Source organism: Streptomyces olivochromogenes, assembly GCF_001514115.1.
In the GTDB taxonomy this organism is placed as follows: domain Bacteria; phylum Actinomycetota; class Actinomycetes; order Streptomycetales; family Streptomycetaceae; genus Streptomyces; species Streptomyces olivochromogenes.
Map to the genome: position 1 here is coordinate 114,423 of NZ_KQ948452.1, position 18,480 is coordinate 132,902.

Consider the following 18,480-nt stretch of genomic DNA (forward strand, 5'->3'; position numbering starts at 1 on the left):
GGCCACCTGCGCTGAGCGACCTGGACCCGGAGGTCACCCGCGCCGAGCGACCTGGACCCGGAGGTCACCCGCGCCGGGCGGCCCGGGTCCGCAGGATCTCGGCGGTCTCCCGGTCCGCCGGCAGGAACGCCTCCAGGTGGAGCTCGGCGAGCGTCACGTCGACCGCGGTCGCGAACGACGTCAGCGTGGTGAGCAGCCTCAACTCGCCCTCCGCACACCGCAGTCGCAGCGGCACGGCGAAACCGAGATAGTCGGCGCCGGGCTCACTCGCCGGTACGTAGTCCGCCAACTCCTCGGCCAGGGAGCCGAGTCGGGGATCGGGGCTGCGCACGGCACGGGCCCGCAGGTTCTCCACGATGTGCTGCCCCCACGCGTCCAGGTTCACCACCCGCGCGCCCATCCCGCGCGGATGCAGCGCGAGCCGCAGCACATTGACGGGCGGCGCGAGCAGCGCGGGGTCCGCGCCCTCGGTGAGCACGTCGAACGCCTCGTTCGCCGCGACGAGTTCACCCCGCGGCCCCGCCACCACCGCCGGATACGGCAGATGCCCTTCGAGAATGCTGTCCAACGCCTCCCGTACGGGCTTCAGCGCGACCGCGTCGAGCGGTGACTCCGCGAACGCGGGCGCGTAACCGGCCGCCAGCAGCAGCGAGTTGCGCTCCCGCAGCGTCAGGCCGAGCGACTCGGCGAGCCGGATCACGATCTCCCTGCCGGGCACCGACCGTCCGCGCTCGATGAAACTGACGTACCGCTGGGTCGTCCCCGCCCGTGAGGCGAGCTCCAGCTGACTGACCCGGCGCGCGGTGCGCCAGCGCAGCAGCTCCCGGGCGAAGGGCGGGGGTTCGGTCACCGAGGCGGCGGTGCTGATGGTCATGGCTCAGTTGTACGTCACGGGTACGACAGTCCCGCCATACCTCACGGGGAATTGAGCGGCGTACCCCGTCCGAGCAGCATGGACGCATCCACGGAGCACACCCAGGGAGCCGACATGCGCGCCTACCACCTCGAAACGCCCGGCACCGTCGACGGCATCGCCGCGCGCGAGACGGACCGCCCCGAGCCCGGCCCCCGCGACATCCTCGTCCGGGTCCGCGCCGTCTCCCTCAACAAGCGCGATCTGCTGATCCTGAACGGCACCTATCCGCTGAAGGCCGTGCCGGACGTGATCCCGCTGAGTGACGGAGCGGGCGAAGTCGTCGCGGTGGGCGCGGAGGTGACCCGGTTCGCGGTCGGGGACCGGGTGGCGAGCACGTACTTCCCGAAGTGGATCGACGGCCGGATCACGCCCGCGCTGATCGACCAGCCCGGCGCCACCCTGCCCGGCATGCTCACCGAGTACGCGCGCCTCGACGAGAACGCGGCGGTGCGGGTGCCCGAGCACCTCGGCTGGGAGGAGGCCGCCTGCCTGCCCTGCGCGGGCGTCACGGCCTGGCACGCGCTGACGGGCGGTGACGCGGTGGTCCCCGGCGAGACGGTGCTGACACTCGGCACGGGCGCGCTCTCGCTGTTCGCCGTGCAGTTCGCGAAGATGCTGGGCGCCGAGGTCGTCGCCACGACATCGAGCCCGGAGAAGGCCGAGCGACTCAAGGCCCTGGGCGCCGACCACATCGTGCGGTACGCCGACCACCCCGCGTGGGGACAGACGGTCCGCGACCTCACGGGCGGGCGCGGCGCGGACCTCGTCGTCGAGACCGTGGGCCCGGAGACGATCGAGCAGTCGGTCCGCGCCTCGGCGCTCTACGGCAGGATCGTCCTGGTCAGCGCCAACAGCCCGCGCAAGGCCTCCTTGGAGATCACGACGGACGCGCTCGCGTCGAGCCTGGTGACGATGCGGCGGCTCTTCGTCGGCAGCCGGACCCACTTCGAGTCCATGAACCGCGCCCTCGCCCTGCACGGCACCCGCCCGGTCGTCGACCGGGTCTTCGGCTTCGACGAGGTCCACGAGGCGTTCCGCCACTACGAGTCCGGCGTGGCCTTCGGCAAGGTCGTCATCCGCGTGGCCTGAGCGCGGCCGCCTCGCGCGCCAGGCTCTCCACGCGCGCCCAGTCCTTCGCGGCGATCGCGTCCTCGGGAAGCATCCACGTCCCGCCCACGCAGCCGACGTTGGGGAGGGCGAGATAGTCCGGCGCGTAGGTGGGGCCGATACCGCCCGTCGGGCAGAACCTGGCCTGCGGCAGCGGTCCGGCGAGCGACCTGAGGTACGCCGTGCCGCCCGCCGCCTGCGCCGGGAAGAACTTCATCTCCCGCACCCCGCGCTCCAGCAGCGCCACCACCTCCGAGGTCGTGGACACCCCCGGCAGGAACGGCACCCCGGACGCCTTCATGGCGTCGAGCAGTACGTCGGTCCAGCCGGGACTGACCAGGAAGCGGGCGCCCGCGGCCACGCACTCCGTCACCTGCCCGGGCGTGATGACGGTGCCCGCGCCGACCACCGCGCCCGGCACCCCGTCCGCGATCGCCCGGATGGCGTCGAGCGCGCACGGCGTCCGCAGGGTCACCTCAATCGCGGGCAGCCCACCCGCTACGAGTGCCGTGGCCAGGGGTACGGCGTCCGCGACCTCGTTCACCACGACGACGGGAACCACGGGGGCGAGATCCAGCACGGAGACGGCGGGAACCGAGGGCAGCGGTGAGCTCATGGGCTCATCGTGCCCGCGCTCTGCAACATGCGCAAAGAGCGTTGCATATGCTGCAACGCCTCCGGCCCTGGTGCACCCGGGCCGCTCCAGCGCACCTCGTTCAGCTCCAGCGCACCCCGTTCAGCTCCAGCGCACCCCGTTCAGCTCTAGTGCACCTCGTTCACCAGCACATCGAGCGCCCAGGCCGTCCCCGCCCGCGCGGGCGCCTGCACCTCCACCTCGTACCCCAGGTCCCGCAAGGTCTCCACCAGCTCCGCCGGATCGGCGGGCGCGGCGCCCGCCGCCAGCAGACTCCGTACGATCCGCCCCTTCGTCGCCTTGTTGAAGTGGCTGACCACCTTCCGGGTGGGCGCGTGCAGCACCCGGACCGTCGCCGTCCGCCCGGCCACCTCGCCCCTCGGCTTCCACGCACCGGTGTACGCCGAGGACCGCAGGTCGAGCACCAGCCCGTCGCCGGCCGCCTCGGGGAGCGCGGCGGCCATCGGCGTACGCCAGTGCGCGCCCAGCGCTCCGAGCCCCGGCAGCTTCACCCCCATCGAGCAGCGGTACGACGGGATCCTGTCCGTCACCCGGACCGCGCCCCACAGCCCGGAGAAGACCAGCAGCGAGCGGCTCGCGCGCCGCTTGGCCGCCGTGTCCAGCGAGGCCAGGTCCAAGGCGTCGTACAGCACCCCCGTGTAGATCTCCCCGGCCGGGCGCGCGCCCGAGGTGCGCAGCTGCGTGTTCTTGGCGATCTCGCCGCGCAGGCCCTCGCTCAGTCCGAGCACCTCGCGGGCCTTCTCCTCGTCGCCGGCGCACAGCTCGGCCAGCTCGTCGAGGACCGCCCGACGCGCCTCGGTGAGCCCGGGCAGGGACAGCGACTCCAGCTTCAGCGCGGTTCCCCGGCCGGAGGGTGCCTTGCCCTCGGAAGGCGGCAGCAGCACGAGCACGGTGGTGTTCTCCTAACGGTGGGTGTGGCCCGGCGCCAGCCTAAGGGGTCCTCCCGGACGCCGAACGCGCTCGGGGCGCCGCTCGTATGCCCGTCCACTCGGGGTGCTCCCCGTATGCCCGGCCGTTCGGGCGCCGCCTGGACGTCCGCCCGCTCGGGGTGCCGCCCAGAGGCACGCGACCTACGCTCGACCCATGCCGTGCCGCCACATCCGCGCCACCTGCGTACCGGGGGCTCCTCTGCAGGCCGCCCTGTCCGCCCTGCGGACCGGTCTCGGTGTGCCCGGGAGCTTCCCGCCCGGCGTACTGGAGGAGGCCGCCCGGCCACCTCGCCTGCCGGCCCACGACGCGACGGACATCCCCTTCCTCACCATCGACCCGCCGACATCCACCGACCTCGACCAGGCGATGCACCTGTCCCGCCGCGAGAACGGCCGCGGCTACCGCGTCCGGTACGCGATCGCCGACGTCGCCGCCTTCGTCGCCCCCGGCGGCGCCCTGGACACCGAGGCGCACCGCCGCGTGACGACCCTCTACTTCCCGGACGAGAAGGTCCCCCTCCATCCGACCCGGCTCTCCGAAGGCACCGCGAGCCTCCTGCCCGACCAGACCTGCCCGGCCGTGCTCTGGACGCTTGACCTGGACGCGGACGGCCGCACGGAGAGCGTCGACGTACGCCGGGCCCTCGTCCGCAGCCGCGCCAAGCTCGACTACGCGCACGTACAGAAGTCGATCGACGACGGCACGGCGGAGGAACCGCTCGCCCTCCTCAAGGAGATCGGGACGCTGCGCGAGCGTCTGGAGGCGGAGCGCGGCGGGATCTCGCTCAACGTCCCCGAGCAGGAGATCGTCGAGACGGACGGGACGTACGAACTCGTCTACCGCGCCCCGCTGCCCGCCGACGCCTGGAACGCGCAGATCTCCCTGCTCACCGGGATGGCGGCGGCCGACCTGATGCTCGCGCACGGCACCGGCGTCCTGCGCACGCTGCCCGCCGCCCCCGACGGCGCGGTCGGCCGCCTTCGCCGCACGGCCAGGGCCCTGCACATCGACTGGCCGCACCACGTCTCGTACGCGCGGCTCGTCCGCTCCCTCGACCCGCACCTGCCGCGCCACGCGGCCTTCCTCCAGGAGTGCACGACGCTGCTGCGCGGCGCGGGCTACACGGTGTTCCGGGGCGGCGCCCTCCCCGACGTCACCTCGCACGCCGCCGTGGCCGCGCCCTACGCCCACTGCACGGCCCCCCTGCGCCGGCTCGTCGACCGCTACGCCTCGGAACTCTGCCTGGCCGCCGCCGCGGACGAACCACCCCCCGACTGGGTCCTCACCGCCCTCGACACGCTCCCCAAGGAGATGGCCGAGGGCTCCCGACGCGCGGGCACCGTGGAACGCGAGTGCGTCGACATCGTCGAGGCCGCGCTCCTCAAGGACCGGGTCGGGGACATCTTCGACGGATGTGTGGTGGACGTGATGGAGCGTCAACCCACGGTCGGCACCGTCCAGTTGGAGTCACCCGCAGTCGTCGCCCGCATCGAGGGCGGTACCGGGACGCTGCCGCTGGGGGAGCGGTTGCGGGTCCGCCTCACCCAGGCCGACCTGGGGACGGCGAAGGTACGTTTCGCGCCCGCGTGAGGGCCCGTGCGAGTTCGTCGGGGTCGTCCGCGTGCAGCCGTACGAGACGGATCCGACGCTCCCGGCCCAGGAAGGTGAAGTGCGGTACGGGGGCGGCCAGTTCGATGGTCACGTCGGTCTGGGCGCCCACGGCGAGGTTCAGTTCGCCCTCGGCGGCCTCGTGCGTGGTGCGCAGCTCGCGGCGTACCACCGCGATGTCCGCCAGGGGGATCCGCAGGTCCACGTGCGCGCGGTCGCGCACGCGCAGGTGCGTGGAGTCGAGGATGTGCGGCCGCGTCACGCAGGCCGCGTACATGCCGACGACCATCAGCACGGTGTAGACGTCGAGGACGAGGACGACCGCGTGGACGACCGGCCACCCGCGCAGCAGCACCGCCATCCCGACCGTCTCGACGACGCACACGAAGGCGAGCCCCCCCATCATGGCGCCCAGGCCCCGCGCGTATCCGAAGGGGCGGCCGTCGCCCGTGCCGTGCGTCCGCCGGGTCACCCACAGCAACAGGCTCGCGAACAAGCGCAGTTCATGCCGCAGGAGTGCGCGCGCGATCCTCATCGCCCACGCTCCGTGAACATCCGCATCGCGCGCCGGATCGCCTCCGCCTGGGCCGGGGCGACGTCGGCGTACAGGGCGCGCAGAAAGCTGTCGTCGAGGCCGGGAGCGAGGTCGTTCTCCGAGAGCAGGGAATCGGGCAGGCAGTCGGCGAGTGCCCGGGCCGCCTCGTCCACGCGCGGGTCGGCCGGGTCGTCCGGGTCGGCGTCGGCGAGCGCGTCGAGGAGCGCGTACACCTCGTGCGCCCGTGCCACGGCGGCGGGCGTCTCGAAGGCGCTGCCCAGCGCCGCCATCAGCCGCTGCCGGCTCTCGGGCGAGGCCACGGTGTCGATCAGAGCGAGCACCTCGCGGTCCCTGGTGGCCATGGGGGACTCGGGGCCGTGCGCCATCCCCGTGAGCAGCGCGGCCAGTTCGGGAGAGACGGGGCCCTCGGCGGGCAGGTTCCCCTCCCGGTCCAGCAGGGCGCGCAGCCGGTCCCGCCGCTCCCGGATCGCCGCCTCCTGCCGGGCGAGATCGGCGTCGAGCTCCTCGAGCACCTCGGCGAGATCGCGCCCCGCGTCGTCCGCGAGCACGTCCCGCACCTCGGTGAGCCCCAGTCCCAGCTCGGTCAGCCGCCGGATCCGGGCGAGCACGACGGCGTGCCGCAGCGTGTAGTCCCGGTAGCCGTTGGGGCGCCGCTCGGGCTCCGGCAACAGTCCGAGATGGTGGTAATGCCGTACCGTCCGCGTGGTGACACCGACGGTGACGGCGAGTTCTCCGATCCTCATGCCCTCAGTAGAAACGTTGACGTTGCGGCAAGGTCAAGCGAGGAGATCCCCGGCGGCATGGAAACGCGGGCCGGCGGCGTTGCACCTTCGACGAGACCAGGGGAGGCGGCCATGGGGGCAGGACGTGAAGAGGCTCGCTGGACCCGGGCCACTGTCGGCCGTGACGGCCCGCCCCTCGACCTGCTGACCGCACACTTCGACCAGCACCGCTACGCGCCGCACGCCCACGCCGAGTTCACCATCGGAGTCTGCGTCGGCGGCTCCGAGATCATCGACTACCGGGGCGGCCGCATCCGCACCGGCCCCGGCTCGATCGTCGTCCTGGCTCCGGGCGAGATGCACACCGGCGGCCCGGCCGCCTGCGACGGCTACGCCTACCGGGCCCTGTACGCCGAGCCTTCCCTGCTCACCGAGGGAATCCTGGGCAGCCCCCCGCACTTCCGGGACCCCGTCCTCGACGACCCCGAACTGGCCGCCGCCCTGCGCACCGCCCACACGGACCTGAGCGCCTGCCCCGATCCCCTGGAGACCGAGTCCCGCCTCCCCTGGCTGCTGGCCGCCCTCGCCCGTCGCCACTCCACGGCCCGCCCGGCGTGTGACACGGTCCCGGGAGCGGCCCACATAGCCCACGCCGTACGCGACCGCCTCGCCGACGAACTCCAGGCACCCCCGTCACTCGCCTCCCTCGCCACCGACCTGGGCCTGTCCCGCTACCAGCTCCTGCGCGCCTTCCGTACGACGATGGGGATACCGCCGTACGCCTGGCTGGCCCAGTACCGGGTGAACCGGGCCCGCGCCCTGCTGGAGAGCGGCCTGCGCCCCGCCGAGGTCGCCCCGCTCGTCGGCTTCGCGGACCAGGCGCACCTGACGCGCTGGTTCCGCAGGGTGCTCGGGGTGACACCGGCGGCGTACCGAACGAGCGTGTCGCCGACGGCGTAGCGCAACAGCGTTCAAGACACCTGACCGCACGGCAGCCGAAACTCCCCCCATGACTGCACGCGGCTGGTTCCTGTTCTCCCTGATGGGAGTGGTCTGGGGCATCCCCTACCTGATGATCAAAGTGGCGGTGGACGGTGTGTCCCCGTCGACGGTGGTGTTCACGCGCTGCGCGGTGGGCGCGGCGTTGCTGCTCCCCTTCGCGATCCGCCAAGGGGGCCTTACCCGGACCGTACGAACGTACTGGCGCCCGATGCTGGCCTTCGCGTGCATCGAGATAATGATCCCTTGGTGGACCCTCACGGACGCCGAGCGCCACCTGTCCAGCTCCACGGCGGGCCTGCTGATCGCCGGGGTGCCGATCGTGGGCGTGGCCGCGGCCCGCCTCTTCGGCGACACCGAACGCCTCGGCGCCCGCAGGATGACCGGCCTGGCCCTCGGCCTGTCCGGCGTCGCGGTCCTCACCGTCCCGCACCTGACCGGCGGCGACGCCCGCTCACTGGCCGAGGTACTGCTGACGGTGGTCGGGTACGCGACCGCCCCCGTCATAGTCGCCCGCCACCTCAAGAACGTCCCCTCGCTCCACCTCACGGCCGCCTGCCTGACCCTGGCGGCCCTGGTCTACGCCCCCGCGGCAGCCGCCACCTGGCCCTCCTCGCCCCCCTCCCCGCAGGTCCTGGCCTCCCTCGCCGGCCTCGGCGTCATCTGCACCGCGGTCGCCTTCGTGGCCTTCCTCGAACTGATCAAGGAGGCGGGCCCGACGCGGGCGATGGTGATCACGTACGTCAACCCGGCCGTCGCGGTCGCCGCGGGCGCCGCCTTCCTGGACGAGAGCCTGACCCCCGGCGTCCTCGCGGCCTTCGCCCTCATCCTGGCCGGCTCTGTGCTCGCGACGGCGACGGCGAAGGCGACGTCAGCGGCCGGACCAAGACGCACCCCACGCCCGGTACCATGGTCCACACGGCAGACGAGCCGGGCGGACGGCCGCGTGGAGGTCCTTGTGGACCTTCCCGAGGAACGTCCGGGCTCCACAGGGCAAGGTGGTGGCTAACGGCCACCCGGGGTGACCCGCGGGACAGTGCCACAGAAAACAGACCGCCGGGGACCTCGGTCCTCGGTAAGGGTGAAACGGTGGTGTAAGAGACCACCAGCGCCTGAGGTGACTCAGGCGGCTAGGTAAACCCCACCTGGAGCAAGGTCAAAAGGAAACACCTCGGTGTTTCTGCGCGGACGATCGAGGGCTGCCCGCCCGAGTCCGCGGGTAGACCGCACGAGACCGGCGGCAACGCCGGTCCTAGATGGATGGCCGTCTCCCCGGCCGCCGCGAGGCGCCCGGGCGACAGAACCCGGCGTACAGCCCGACTCGTCTGCCATCGGGGCTCAGCCGGGATATTTGGTTGGTCACGGGATCTCGAATATGAGGTTGACCGCGGCTGTCCGAGGACCTGCTCGAAGGCTGCACTCGAACGGGTATTCGCCTTCGGCGGGTTCGGGCCGCTGAGGATGTCGATGACGCAAGACTTCTGCTGGGCAGTGCAGGGCAAGCTGAACCGATGCGTCGACCGTCGGGGCAAGGCCGCCACCAACGGCTTGGCCGTGTGAGTCGATCACACTGCCGGACTCGGCGGCGCTGCCACCTGCGGCGTGACGCGGCGGACCCGCTGAAGCCGCGCCCCAGCAGCGCGGGAGCGCCTCCACCCTCGAGCCGTCTCCGCTGTCGTCGACCGCCGGCCTCCGAGGACCTACTGCGAGGCGTTGCACGGCCCTGTGGCGGCTGTGTCCGATGGAGGACTTGAAGCAGCAGCCCGCGCTGGCCGGGCGGCTGTAGAGGTCGTGGGACCGGGCGATGGAATCGGTTGTGTGCCATTCGCTGTTCCGGAAGGGGCTGCTGGCCAGGCACACCGAGGCCTTGTGACCGCTGAGATAACCGTTCTGTAGTTAACGCTTCACGCATTGGTGAGCTGACCGTAGAATTCCGCATCCAGGGGGATCAGCGGGACTTGTGCGGCCACCAGGACAGTACGGACGTCCGTGGCCGCGCTTTGCGTTGGTGGCAGTGGGGACTGCCGTCGGCGCTGGTGCTCCGTCGGCCCAGAAGCGACAACATCGGGGACCAGCGTGACGAACTCGCGTGACTTCGGGGGCAGCCAGGAACTCGACCGCCTCAAGGCGATGCTCGAGAGCTGGCGCACCTCTCTGGTGGACCTGAGCGGCCGCAACCGGCTGCTCAATTTTCGCCACACCAAGTCGGCGACATTGGAGATCTCGACTCCATCCGCACAGGAGCTCATCAAGGGCCTGGCCCGCGGCTGGGACTTCGCGCCGCTCCCGGACGAGGAACCGGAGGCCGGTGAGGGCTTGCGATCCAGCGATGTGGTCCTCACGAAGAAGGACGACCGCACCGACGGAATCGTCACCCAGAAGACCACCGCGCCTTCCCTCCTGCGCGCGTTGAACAGCCTTCGCACCAAAGCGACGCAGGTCTTCAACGATTACGGTCTGTGGACCCTCAACCTTGGCGTCGGCATGCTCCGCTGGCGTGAGGACGGGGCTGAGACAGGCAGCGACGCACCCCTGGTCCTGATGCCGGTGGTCATTGAGCGCGCGCGCAACGGCAGGATCCGCATCAGAGCGAGCGACGACGAGGAACCGCGCCTCAACCCGGCCCTCAAGGTGAAGCTGGAGCAATTTCATATCGACTGGACGCCGGTCGGCGAACAGGATCCTTCGGACCTGCAGGCGGTGCTCTCCGCCGCGGCTCGCGCGGTGGCGGGCAAGGCCGGATGGCAGATCTCCGACCGTGTGGTGCTCGCACTCTTCGCCTCCCACAAGGAGTCGATGTACCAGGACCTGCTGGACAACGAGGATCGCGTCCTCGGCAGTGACCTCGTACGGGCGATGGCTCTCGGTCCGAACTCCGGCCTCGCCTCCGACCGTTTCGACTTCGAGGAGATCGAGCTAGAGCGGATTGACGAACTGAGCCCGCCCGAGGACAGTCCGCTGGTGCTCGACGCCGACGCCTCGCAGCGGCAGGCCGTCGCCGCGGCCGTGGCCGGACAGTCGTTCGTCCTGGACGGCCCGCCCGGCACCGGCAAGAGCCAGACGATCACGAACATGATCGCCGGTTTGATGCACGCGGGCCGCAGTGTGCTGTTCGTCAGTGAGAAGGCGGCGGCCCTCGATGTCGTCCTCGATCGGCTGAAGTCGGTCGGACTCGACTCGTACGCCCTTGCCCTCCACAGCCACAACACCAGCCGCAAAGCAGTGGCTCATGAGCTGGGACGGGCGCTCGCGGAGGAACCGCGCGCACCGCAGCTGTCACAGCAGACCCTGGCCCAGGCCAGAGAGCTGCGCCTCGTGCTCAGCGCCTATGCCGAAGCGATGAACGAGGTCCGCGACCCGCTGGGACGGACCCTGCACGACGTCCTTGGCCGGGTCGGCCGACTGTCCGAGGCGCCGGTGGCCTACCTGAGTCATGGTGAGGACACCCGCACGGGGGCAGAGGCGACGTTTCGCGCCGAGACGCTCAGTGGCGAGGATCTGCGCCTGATCGTCGAGGCGACGAAAGCCATCTCCCATACTTGGGAGGCGGTCGCCGATCCGTCGTTCCCCTGGCGTGATCTGCGGGCCGGCCTGCCCCATCCCCGCCCCGTGCTGGAGCAGGCCCAGGCGGCGCGGGATGCGCTCGCGACGGCGACCGAACGCTACCGGGATCTCGCGCCCGACGGAGTACCACTCACAGATCAGAGCGGAATCGACCGTCTGATCCTGCTCCTACGGCTGCTCGACGTGCGGAGTCCCGTGCCGGAAGCTTGGCTGACCACGGATGCCTTCGCCGATGAGGTGGACGACCGGGTCGACGCCTTCCTGGCAGAACTGCGCAAGGTGCAGCGCACGAGCACTGTCGTCCGAGCGACAGTGGGCGAGCGGTGGCAGGAACTGTCCACCAGGCTGACGGCTGCACCGGGGGAGGCCGAGAAGACGCTTTCCGCTATGGCGCCGCGAGGCCTCGACCTTGCCGGACTCACGGAGGAGCGAGCGCGACAGTTCGCCCGGGAATTCGATGCGACCGCGGGTGTGCTGGAGCGGACCCTGCAGAGCCTCACCCGAGTCAGCCAATTGGCCGGGCTCACGAATCCCAGCACCCCTGAGGAAGCACATCATCTGTGCGACGTGATCGCCGTGGCCGGCACCGAACACCGCCCTGTTGAGCAGTGGTTGGTCCCTGATGGCTCAGCGCGGGCAGAGGAGGCGGCGGTCCGGGGCGTTGCCGACGCACTGAGCGACTTCTTCGCACGACGGGACCAGGTGCTGGCCGCCCACGCTCTCGCGACGGACCACGCGGGCCCGGGGTGGGCCGAGCTGCGCCCGGAGCTGAGCTCGGAACGACCGGCCAATGAGCAAGCGCTCGCCGCACTGGATCCGCCGGGAGCCGACATTGCGTCGCTGACCGGACGCGAGGCCGCGGAGCTGGCCGAGCGGTTCGGCACGCTCGCCGACACCCTTGAGAGGGCCGCCGAGCACGCCGACTCGGTGGCCGAGCGACTCGGGTGCGACCGGCCGAAGGCGACGTCCGAGGCGGAGGACCTGGCCACGCTCGTGGAGCTGGCCACAGCCTCGGACCGCGCGCTCGAAGCATGGCTCGACCCCCGGGCACTTTCCGGTGTCCAGGCAGCCGTCGCGGAGATCTCCTCGGCCGCCGATGACCTGGCTGCCGCGGAGGAGGCGGCGCGCGACACCTTCCTGCCCGAGGTCGTTTCCACGCCCGAACTGCCCGAAGCGGTCCACCGGCTCCTGGAGGGGCGCCAGGGACTTGCCGGCATGATGTCCAGCGGCGTCCGGGCCGACCGGAAACTCGTGGCCCGGCTGACGCACGGCGGCTCGTGGCGTAGCGAGCTGTACGACAAACTGTCACTCGCCGACGCCTGGTGCGCCGCGTACCGGAAGCTGCGGTCGCTGGCCACGACCCACACCGAGCTGATCGGCCGCTATCGGGGCACGGCGTTGCCCGATGTACCGGCACTGCGCAAGGCACTCGCGCACGCCGAAGTGGTCCACGCACTCGCGCCGGAAACCGTTGCCGACCTTTACCGCCGGAGTCTGCTCGCCACTCACCTGGCCGACGGCCGAGAGCCGCAACGCGCACTCGTCGAGCTGGGAACGGTGCTGCGCAGCCATCTCGCCACGTGGCGAAGGGATTTGGGCAGCCCGTCGCTGGCACCGCATGCGGCCGATCTCACCAAGCAGCCGCTCGGCGACGACGCTCGCTGGCTGCGCGCCCACCTCGCCCCGTTGCAACAGGCCGTCGCGCTGTTGGACACCGTGGCGTCGGTCGGTCGCCGGGACCATGGCCCCGGTTCCGAGCACACGCTTGCCTCAGCGCGTACGGCGGTCGCAGCCGCGCACGCGGCGCAGAAGGAGACGGCTACGTTCGCTGCTCAGGCCGTAACCGACCGCAACCTTCTCGGCCCCTGGTACCGGGGACTCGACACGCAGGCGGACGATCTGCACGACGCCGCGCCCAACGGTGTGACGGGCTACGAGCCCGTCGGGCAGCTTCTGCGCCGCGGCCTTGACCTGACGCGACAGCAACCGGGCCCATACGCCACGGAGCAACAGCGCGATTTGCTGGGCCGGTACGTCCCCGGAGGGCACCCCCACACCGAAGCTTTGCAGGCCGCCCTGGACTCCGCCCGGCTGATCGCCCGCCTCGCATGCGACACGCTCTCGGAACCAGCGCGCCGGACAAGCCTCGTCGAGGTACTGGCCGACGGCCGGACCCAGCCGCGCGACCTCCTCACGCAGACGGACCAGATCCGCCGTGACCTGGACCTCTGGCAGGAGTACACCGGGCAGCCCCAAGTCGCGACGGTCGGCACAGCGCTTGCCGCCCGACCCCTCGAACGAGCGGCGAGCTGGCTCCACGCGCACGTGGAGCCCTTCGAGGACGCGGCCGACCTCATCCGCTCAACCGCCCGCGTCATGGACGAGGAGACAGGCCTCACCCTGTCTCGGGCCAGGGAAGCGGTGGCCGCCGTCGTCTCCGCCCGAGCCGCCGAGTCCTCTTTCATGGAGAACGACGCCACGCACCGTAACCTTCTCGGTTCCCTCTACCAGGGCATCGATACCGACCGTGATGCGATCCTGGATGCCCTGGACTGGGCCCAGAAGGTCCGTCGTACCGCACACGGCGGCCACTCCGCGCCCCTGCCGCGAGCGGCGGCCCGGCTGATGCTGGCCGCGTCGGCCGACCCGTCCGTCGCCGACCGCGCCGGCGACTGGCGTGGTCAGCGCGAGGCACTCGCCGGGTACTTCGAGCCTGGGCGGGCTGACGAGCTGCGACGCGAACTCGACGAGTCCCTCACCGCGGCTCAGTCCCTTCTGTCCCGCCTCGACCGCGACCCCTTCGGCCCGGAAGCATGGACCAGTTGCGCCGACGCACTGACCCTGCTGCGCCGCTACCACCTCGACGGGTTGCCTGACCAGCTGGCACGCCGCGAGGTCTCCGCCGAGGATTTTCCCGCCGCTATGGAACGCGCGGTGCTCACCGCGTGGGTCGAGTACCAGCTGTCCACCGATCCGAGGCTGAAGCCGATGCGGGCCGTGGAACGCGACCAGTTGGTGGAGCGCTTCCAGAGGGCTGACCAGGGCCTGGTGGCGGCGGCACACGCCGAGGTCATCGCCGCGTGCAACTCCCGCCGTCCTCGCCGGACATCGGTGGGCCAGGCCGCCGTGATCCGCCGTGAGGCCGAGAAACAGCGTCGTCACATGCCCGTACGGCTCCTGCTGCAGCAGACCCGCGACGTCGTACGGCTGGTCAAGCCCTGCTTCATGATGAGTCCGCTGACGGTCAGCCAGTTTCTGCCGTCAGACTTCGAGTTCGATGTCGTGGTCTTCGACGAGGCATCGCAAGTGCTGCCTCAGGATGCGGTGAACTCCGTCTACCGGGGCAAGGCCCTCATCGTGGCGGGCGACCAGAAGCAACTGCCGCCGACCTCGTTCTTCAGCGCGGGCGGCGACAGCGACGACGGCGACGAGTGGGACGAGGACGCCACCGACGGCTTCGAGTCCATTCTCGACATGTGCAAGGCCAGCGGAGTCCTGCGCGGGCTGCCCCTGCGCTGGCACTACCGAAGCCGGCACGAGAACCTGATCGCTTTCAGCAACCACGACTTCTACGACAACTCCATGGTCACGTTCCCGGGCGCGCTGGAACAGGGACCGGACATCGGAGTGGAGTTCATCAAGGCGGACGGCGTCTACGACCGCGGTGGGAGCAGCGACAACACCCTCGAGGCCGCCAAGGTGGCCCAGCGCGTCATCCACCACTTCGACACCCGCCCCGAGCACACCCTCGGCGTGGTCGCGCTGTCGAAGGCGCAGGCGGAGGCGATCGAGGAGGCGGTGCAGAAGGCGAGGGCCGCCCGCCCGGACCTCGACCACCACTTCACGGAGGGCCGACTCGACGGTTTCTTCGTCAAGAACCTCGAAACCGTCCAGGGCGACGAACGCGACGTCATCATCCTCTCCATCGGTTACGGTCCCGACCACCGCGGCAAACTGCTGTCGACGTTCGGCCCCATCAACAGGGAGGGCGGCTGGCGACGCCTCAACGTGGCCGTCACCCGCGCCCGGCGCCGCATGGAAGTCATCGCCTCCTTCCACGGAGGCGATCTGCCGGACAGCGCCAACAGGAGCGTGCAGCACCTCAAGCGGTACCTGCAGTACGCCCAGCACGGTCCTGCGATCCTCCAGACCGAGGCCGCCGATCCGGACGCGGCTCCGGAGAGTCCCTTCGAAGAGGAGGTCATCGACGTCCTGCGCGGTTGGGGGTATGAAGTCCAGCCGCAGGTGGGGGTCGCCGGTTTCCGCATCGACATGGCGGTACGGCACCCGGGCGCGCCCGGCACGTACGCGCTGGGCATCGAGTGCGACGGCGCCATGTATCACTCCTCGCGATCGGCTCGGGACCGCGACCGGCTCAGGGAAGCGGTCCTGCGCGACCTGGGTTGGAGGCTGCACCGAATCTGGGGTACGGACTGGTATCGGAACCGGCGGGATGCGATGGCGCGGCTGCGGGCCTCGGTCGAGGCGGTGTGTGCGGAGGATCCGCACGCGGTGCGAGCGGCGTCCCCCGTGGGGGCGGTCGGTAGCCGCGGCGATCTCGGCAATGGTGATGGCGCGGCGGGGCTCGCGGACGGTCCCCTGAGCGCGGAGCTTGGGGAGCCTGTTGAAGTGGCGGGGGGCTCGGCGGTCCCGCGAGTGGAGTTCGTGACGGTCGACGTCGGTCCTGCGCCCTGGAGCCGTCCCTACCAGGAGGTCGACCTTGACCTGTTGGCAGAGGTACGTGACAGGTCGAGCAGCCAGCGAGGCATGTCGGGCGTGGAGTTGCAGGACCCGGACGCCCTCGACGTGGTGGCGGACGTTGCGCTGTGTGTGGTCGAGGTGGAAGGGCCCGTCGAGAAGGAAGTGATCTACACCCGGGTCCGTCTCGCGTGGGGCCTCGGACGGGCTGGTCAGGTGATCCGCGATCGCATCGACCGAGCTCTTCGCCGTCTGCTCAAGCAGGGCAAGATCGTCCACGTCGGTACGGCCTACGACAGGCCCGGCCACGAGACGGAGTTCGCCCGCACGCCGACCGAGCGGTGCGCCCGACGAGTGGCTGAGGTTCCTGTCGCGGAGCGGCAGCTCGTGCTCAGAAACGTGGTCGACGAAGGACCGGGCGTGCACCGCGAGGATCTGCTGCGGGAGGTCGCTCGCTTCTTCGGATGGGCGCGGCTCGGAGCCGATATCCGGGACGCGCTGACGGACGACATCGACGCGTTGATCGCCGCCGGGGACTTGGTCGAGTCGGAGGGCGGCCTGATGCCTGCGAAGGGTTTTTGATCCAGAGAGCAGAGGCCTTGCACTCCGGCCTCCGGACGCCAGGAGGGGAGACCGGGTAGGGCTTCTGCTGCCGCCACGGCGACCACGCGTACGACTGTCAGTACCGCCAGGTACCCTCGAACACATCGTCAACGCGGCCCGACGGGCTTCCGCTTCACTCCGGTGGAGTCTCGAAGGACATGCCCCCACCCGCACGAGTCTTTTCGTGCTGTCTGGGGGAAGTCCTTGCTGTTCCGCGCGTCCGCGAAAACGGTCGCCGTCATGGCACTCGACGGTTCGCTGTTTTTGCACCTCACTGACCAGTTCGTCCACACGCACGGCTATCGGCCGGGCGCTTCGGAAGTGCGTTCCTGGGAACGCAGCATCCCTCTTCTCGTCGCCGCGTTGAACGACGCAGGCCTGGGCGACGTCGAGGTCATGCTGGAGTACGCGCTACCGCTGAACAGCAAGCGTGCCGACGTCGTTCTCGCCGGAGTGCACCCGGTCACGGGTGAGCCGTCGTACGTCGTGGTGGAGTTGAAGCAGTGGAGCCAGGCGCTGCCTCATGAGGACGACCCCACCCTGTGCCATGTCGACGCCTACGCGCATCCGGTTCTCAACCCCATCGAGCAGGTGCGCCGCTACTGCGAATACCTCGTCAATTTCAACGGCGCGGTGGCCGAACACGGGCACCGGGTGGCCGGCGTTGCATATCTGCACAACGCCACCGAGTTCGGCGTGAGCGGATTGCGGGAGATCGAGAGTGACGGCCAGGGACTGCTTTTCACCGCGGAACGCCGAGGAGCCTTCCTCGACCACCTGCGAGCGAGGCTGAGCGACAAGCACCCGGGGGCCCAGGCGGCGGACGAACTCCGCGCAGGCGCCACGGTGCCGTCGAAGCAGCTCATGTCCGTGGCCGCCGAGGAGGTGCGGGACCGCACCCAGTTCGTCCTCCTCGACGAGCAGCAGGTCGCGTATCGCGTGGTGCTCAACGCGGTGGAGAAGTCGAAGCACGCCGACCGCAAGGAGGTCGTCATCGTCACGGGCGGCCCCGGCACCGGCAAGAGCGTGATCGCGCTCCAACTGCTCGGCGAGCTGTACCGGCGCGGAGTTCCGGCGCTGCATGCCACCGGCTCGCAGTCGTTCACCAAGACGATGCGGAAGATCGCCGGTGCCCGTAAGCGCGAAGTGCAGGATCTCTTCAAGTACTTCAACAGCTTCATGACCGCAGAGAAGAACAGCTTGGGCGCCCTGATCTGTGACGAGGCCCACCGCATCCGGGAGACCTCGGCCAACCGCTACACCCGTGCTGAGAATCGGACCGGCAGGGCCCAGATCGACGAGCTGATCGACGTCGCCTACGTACCCGTGTTCTTCCTCGACGAGCACCAGGTGGTGCGCCCCGGGGAGATGGGCACAGTGGCCGACATCGAGGAGGCGGCGGCGAAGCGGGACATCCCGTGTCACGTCGTCCCTCTGGACAGCCAGTTCCGCTGCGGCGGCAGTGACGCGTACCTGCGCTGGGTGGTACGGCTCCTCGGCTTGGAGGCCGGGGGCCCGGTCACCTGGGAATCCGACGGCCGAATGCAGCTCCTGGTCGCCGACAGCCCTCAGGAAATGGAGGGGTTCTTGGAGGCCCGACGAGCCGAGGGCTACGGCGCGCGCATGTCCGCCGGCTACAGCTGGCGCTGGTCCCCGGAGCCCAAACCTGGCGCTCCGCTGCCGGCCGACGTCGTGATCGGCGACTGGGCCCGCCCGTGGAACCTGCGCGGTGACCGATCCGTGTCCGGGGCTCCCCCGGCCGCCCTGTGGGCCACCGACCCGGCAGGCTTCGGCCAGGTCGGCTGCGTCTACACGGCACAGGGCTTCGAGTACGACTGGTCCGGCGTCATCATCGGCCCCGACCTGCTCTGGCGGGAGGATCGTTGGGTGACCGACCGGGCAGCGTCGAAGGACCCCGTCTTCAAGCGGTCCACCTCCGACGCCGACGTGGACCGCTTGATCCGCAACACCTACAAGGTGCTTCTGACCCGGGGCATGGTGGGCACGGTTGTGTACGCGACGGATCCCGAGACGCGGGAAAAGCTGCGGGAGTTGGCGGGTGGAGCGACACGACAGGCCGTGTCGGTCTGACGCGAGCCCGATCCTGCTGAGTTCGGCGCAT

The 18,480-nt window shown here is 70.6% G+C and carries 10 protein-coding genes, 1 other RNA gene and 1 pseudogene; 7 read left to right on the plus strand and 5 right to left on the minus strand.

Annotated features, from left to right (window positions below; genetic code table 11):
- Positions 1-64: 64 nt before the first annotated feature.
- Positions 65-874, minus strand: a complete 810-nt coding sequence (locus tag AQJ27_RS06510; protein ID WP_067363164.1) for a helix-turn-helix domain-containing protein — start codon at positions 872-874, stop codon at positions 65-67.
- 78 nt (positions 875-952) lie between these two features.
- On the opposite strand from AQJ27_RS06510, the gene AQJ27_RS06515 reads away from it, so the two are divergent.
- Positions 953-2,005 carry a zinc-dependent alcohol dehydrogenase family protein gene (locus AQJ27_RS06515; RefSeq protein ID WP_235613457.1) on the plus strand — a complete coding sequence of 351 codons (1,053 nt, stop codon included), beginning with the start codon at positions 953-955 and terminating at the stop codon, positions 2,003-2,005.
- Here the strand turns inward: AQJ27_RS06515 and eda are convergent.
- Both eda and yaaA read right to left on the minus strand, forming a co-directional pair.
- Positions 1,989-2,639: a bifunctional 4-hydroxy-2-oxoglutarate aldolase/2-dehydro-3-deoxy-phosphogluconate aldolase gene (gene eda, locus AQJ27_RS06520; RefSeq protein ID WP_067363167.1), complete on the minus strand. Its 651-nt coding sequence runs from the start codon at positions 2,637-2,639 to the stop codon at positions 1,989-1,991. The two genes, AQJ27_RS06515 and eda, sit on opposite strands and share 17 nt — an antisense overlap.
- A gap of 146 nt (positions 2,640-2,785) precedes the next feature.
- Positions 2,786-3,568: a peroxide stress protein YaaA gene (gene yaaA, locus AQJ27_RS06525; RefSeq protein ID WP_067363170.1), complete on the minus strand. Its 783-nt coding sequence runs from the start codon at positions 3,566-3,568 to the stop codon at positions 2,786-2,788.
- Positions 3,569-3,761: 193 nt separating this feature from the next.
- Between yaaA and AQJ27_RS06530 the strand changes: the two genes are divergently transcribed.
- Positions 3,762-5,198 carry an RNB domain-containing ribonuclease gene (locus AQJ27_RS06530; protein ID WP_067363173.1) on the plus strand — a complete coding sequence of 479 codons (1,437 nt, stop codon included), beginning with the start codon at positions 3,762-3,764 and terminating at the stop codon, positions 5,196-5,198.
- Here AQJ27_RS06530 and AQJ27_RS06535 read toward each other — a convergent pair.
- Together AQJ27_RS06535 and AQJ27_RS06540 are read right to left on the minus strand one after the other, a co-directional pair.
- Positions 5,149-5,751, minus strand: coding sequence for a hypothetical protein (locus AQJ27_RS06535; protein WP_067363176.1), 603 nt, complete (start codon positions 5,749-5,751; stop codon positions 5,149-5,151). The genes AQJ27_RS06530 and AQJ27_RS06535 overlap by 50 nt on opposite strands.
- The gene (locus AQJ27_RS06540; protein WP_067363179.1) at positions 5,748-6,515 is read right to left on the minus strand and encodes a MerR family transcriptional regulator; all 768 of its coding nucleotides are present in this window, start codon (positions 6,513-6,515) and stop codon (positions 5,748-5,750) included. The genes AQJ27_RS06535 and AQJ27_RS06540 overlap by 4 nt, the downstream gene beginning before the upstream one ends.
- A 111-nt stretch (positions 6,516-6,626) precedes the next feature.
- Here AQJ27_RS06540 and AQJ27_RS06545 point away from each other — a divergent pair, with 111 nt between their 5' ends.
- The 5 genes and pseudogenes from AQJ27_RS06545 (at position 6,627) to AQJ27_RS06570 (ending at position 18,449) form a co-directional block, all read left to right on the plus strand.
- The gene (locus AQJ27_RS06545) at positions 6,627-7,454 is read left to right on the plus strand and encodes an AraC family transcriptional regulator (protein ID WP_067363181.1); all 828 of its coding nucleotides are present in this window, start codon (positions 6,627-6,629) and stop codon (positions 7,452-7,454) included.
- A 112-nt stretch (positions 7,455-7,566) separates the two neighbouring features.
- Positions 7,567-8,283, plus strand: a pseudogene (locus AQJ27_RS60775) (DMT family transporter); the annotation flags it as partial.
- Positions 8,284-8,419: 136 nt separating this feature from the next.
- Positions 8,420-8,821, plus strand: an RNA gene (gene rnpB / locus AQJ27_RS06560) — RNase P RNA component class A.
- A gap of 748 nt (positions 8,822-9,569) precedes the next feature.
- Positions 9,570-16,337 (plus strand): DUF3320 domain-containing protein, encoded by a 6,768-nt coding sequence (locus AQJ27_RS06565; RefSeq protein ID WP_235613456.1) that lies wholly within the window; start codon positions 9,570-9,572, stop codon positions 16,335-16,337.
- Positions 16,338-16,562: 225 nt separating this feature from the next.
- A complete protein-coding gene (locus AQJ27_RS06570) occupies positions 16,563-18,449 on the plus strand; it encodes a DUF2075 domain-containing protein (RefSeq protein ID WP_067363189.1) in 1,887 nt (628 codons plus the stop codon).
- The last annotated feature ends 31 nt before the right edge of the window (positions 18,450-18,480 follow it).

Bases quoted from the DNA above. Each gene is read 5' to 3' on its own strand.
- AQJ27_RS06545 (WP_067363181.1), top strand. From the start codon at position 6,627: ATGGGGGCAGGACGTGAAGAGGCTCGCTGGACCCGGGCCACTGTCGGC.
- AQJ27_RS06530 (WP_067363173.1), top strand. From the start codon at position 3,762: ATGCCGTGCCGCCACATCCGCGCCACCTGCGTACCGGGGGCTCCTCTG.
- AQJ27_RS06515 (WP_235613457.1), top strand. From the start codon at position 953: ATGGACGCATCCACGGAGCACACCCAGGGAGCCGACATGCGCGCCTAC.
- AQJ27_RS06535 (WP_067363176.1), bottom strand. From the start codon at position 5,751: ATGAGGATCGCGCGCGCACTCCTGCGGCATGAACTGCGCTTGTTCGCG.
- AQJ27_RS06540 (WP_067363179.1), bottom strand. From the start codon at position 6,515: ATGAGGATCGGAGAACTCGCCGTCACCGTCGGTGTCACCACGCGGACG.
- eda (WP_067363167.1), bottom strand. From the start codon at position 2,639: ATGAGCTCACCGCTGCCCTCGGTTCCCGCCGTCTCCGTGCTGGATCTC.
- AQJ27_RS06510 (WP_067363164.1), bottom strand. From the start codon at position 874: ATGACCATCAGCACCGCCGCCTCGGTGACCGAACCCCCGCCCTTCGCC.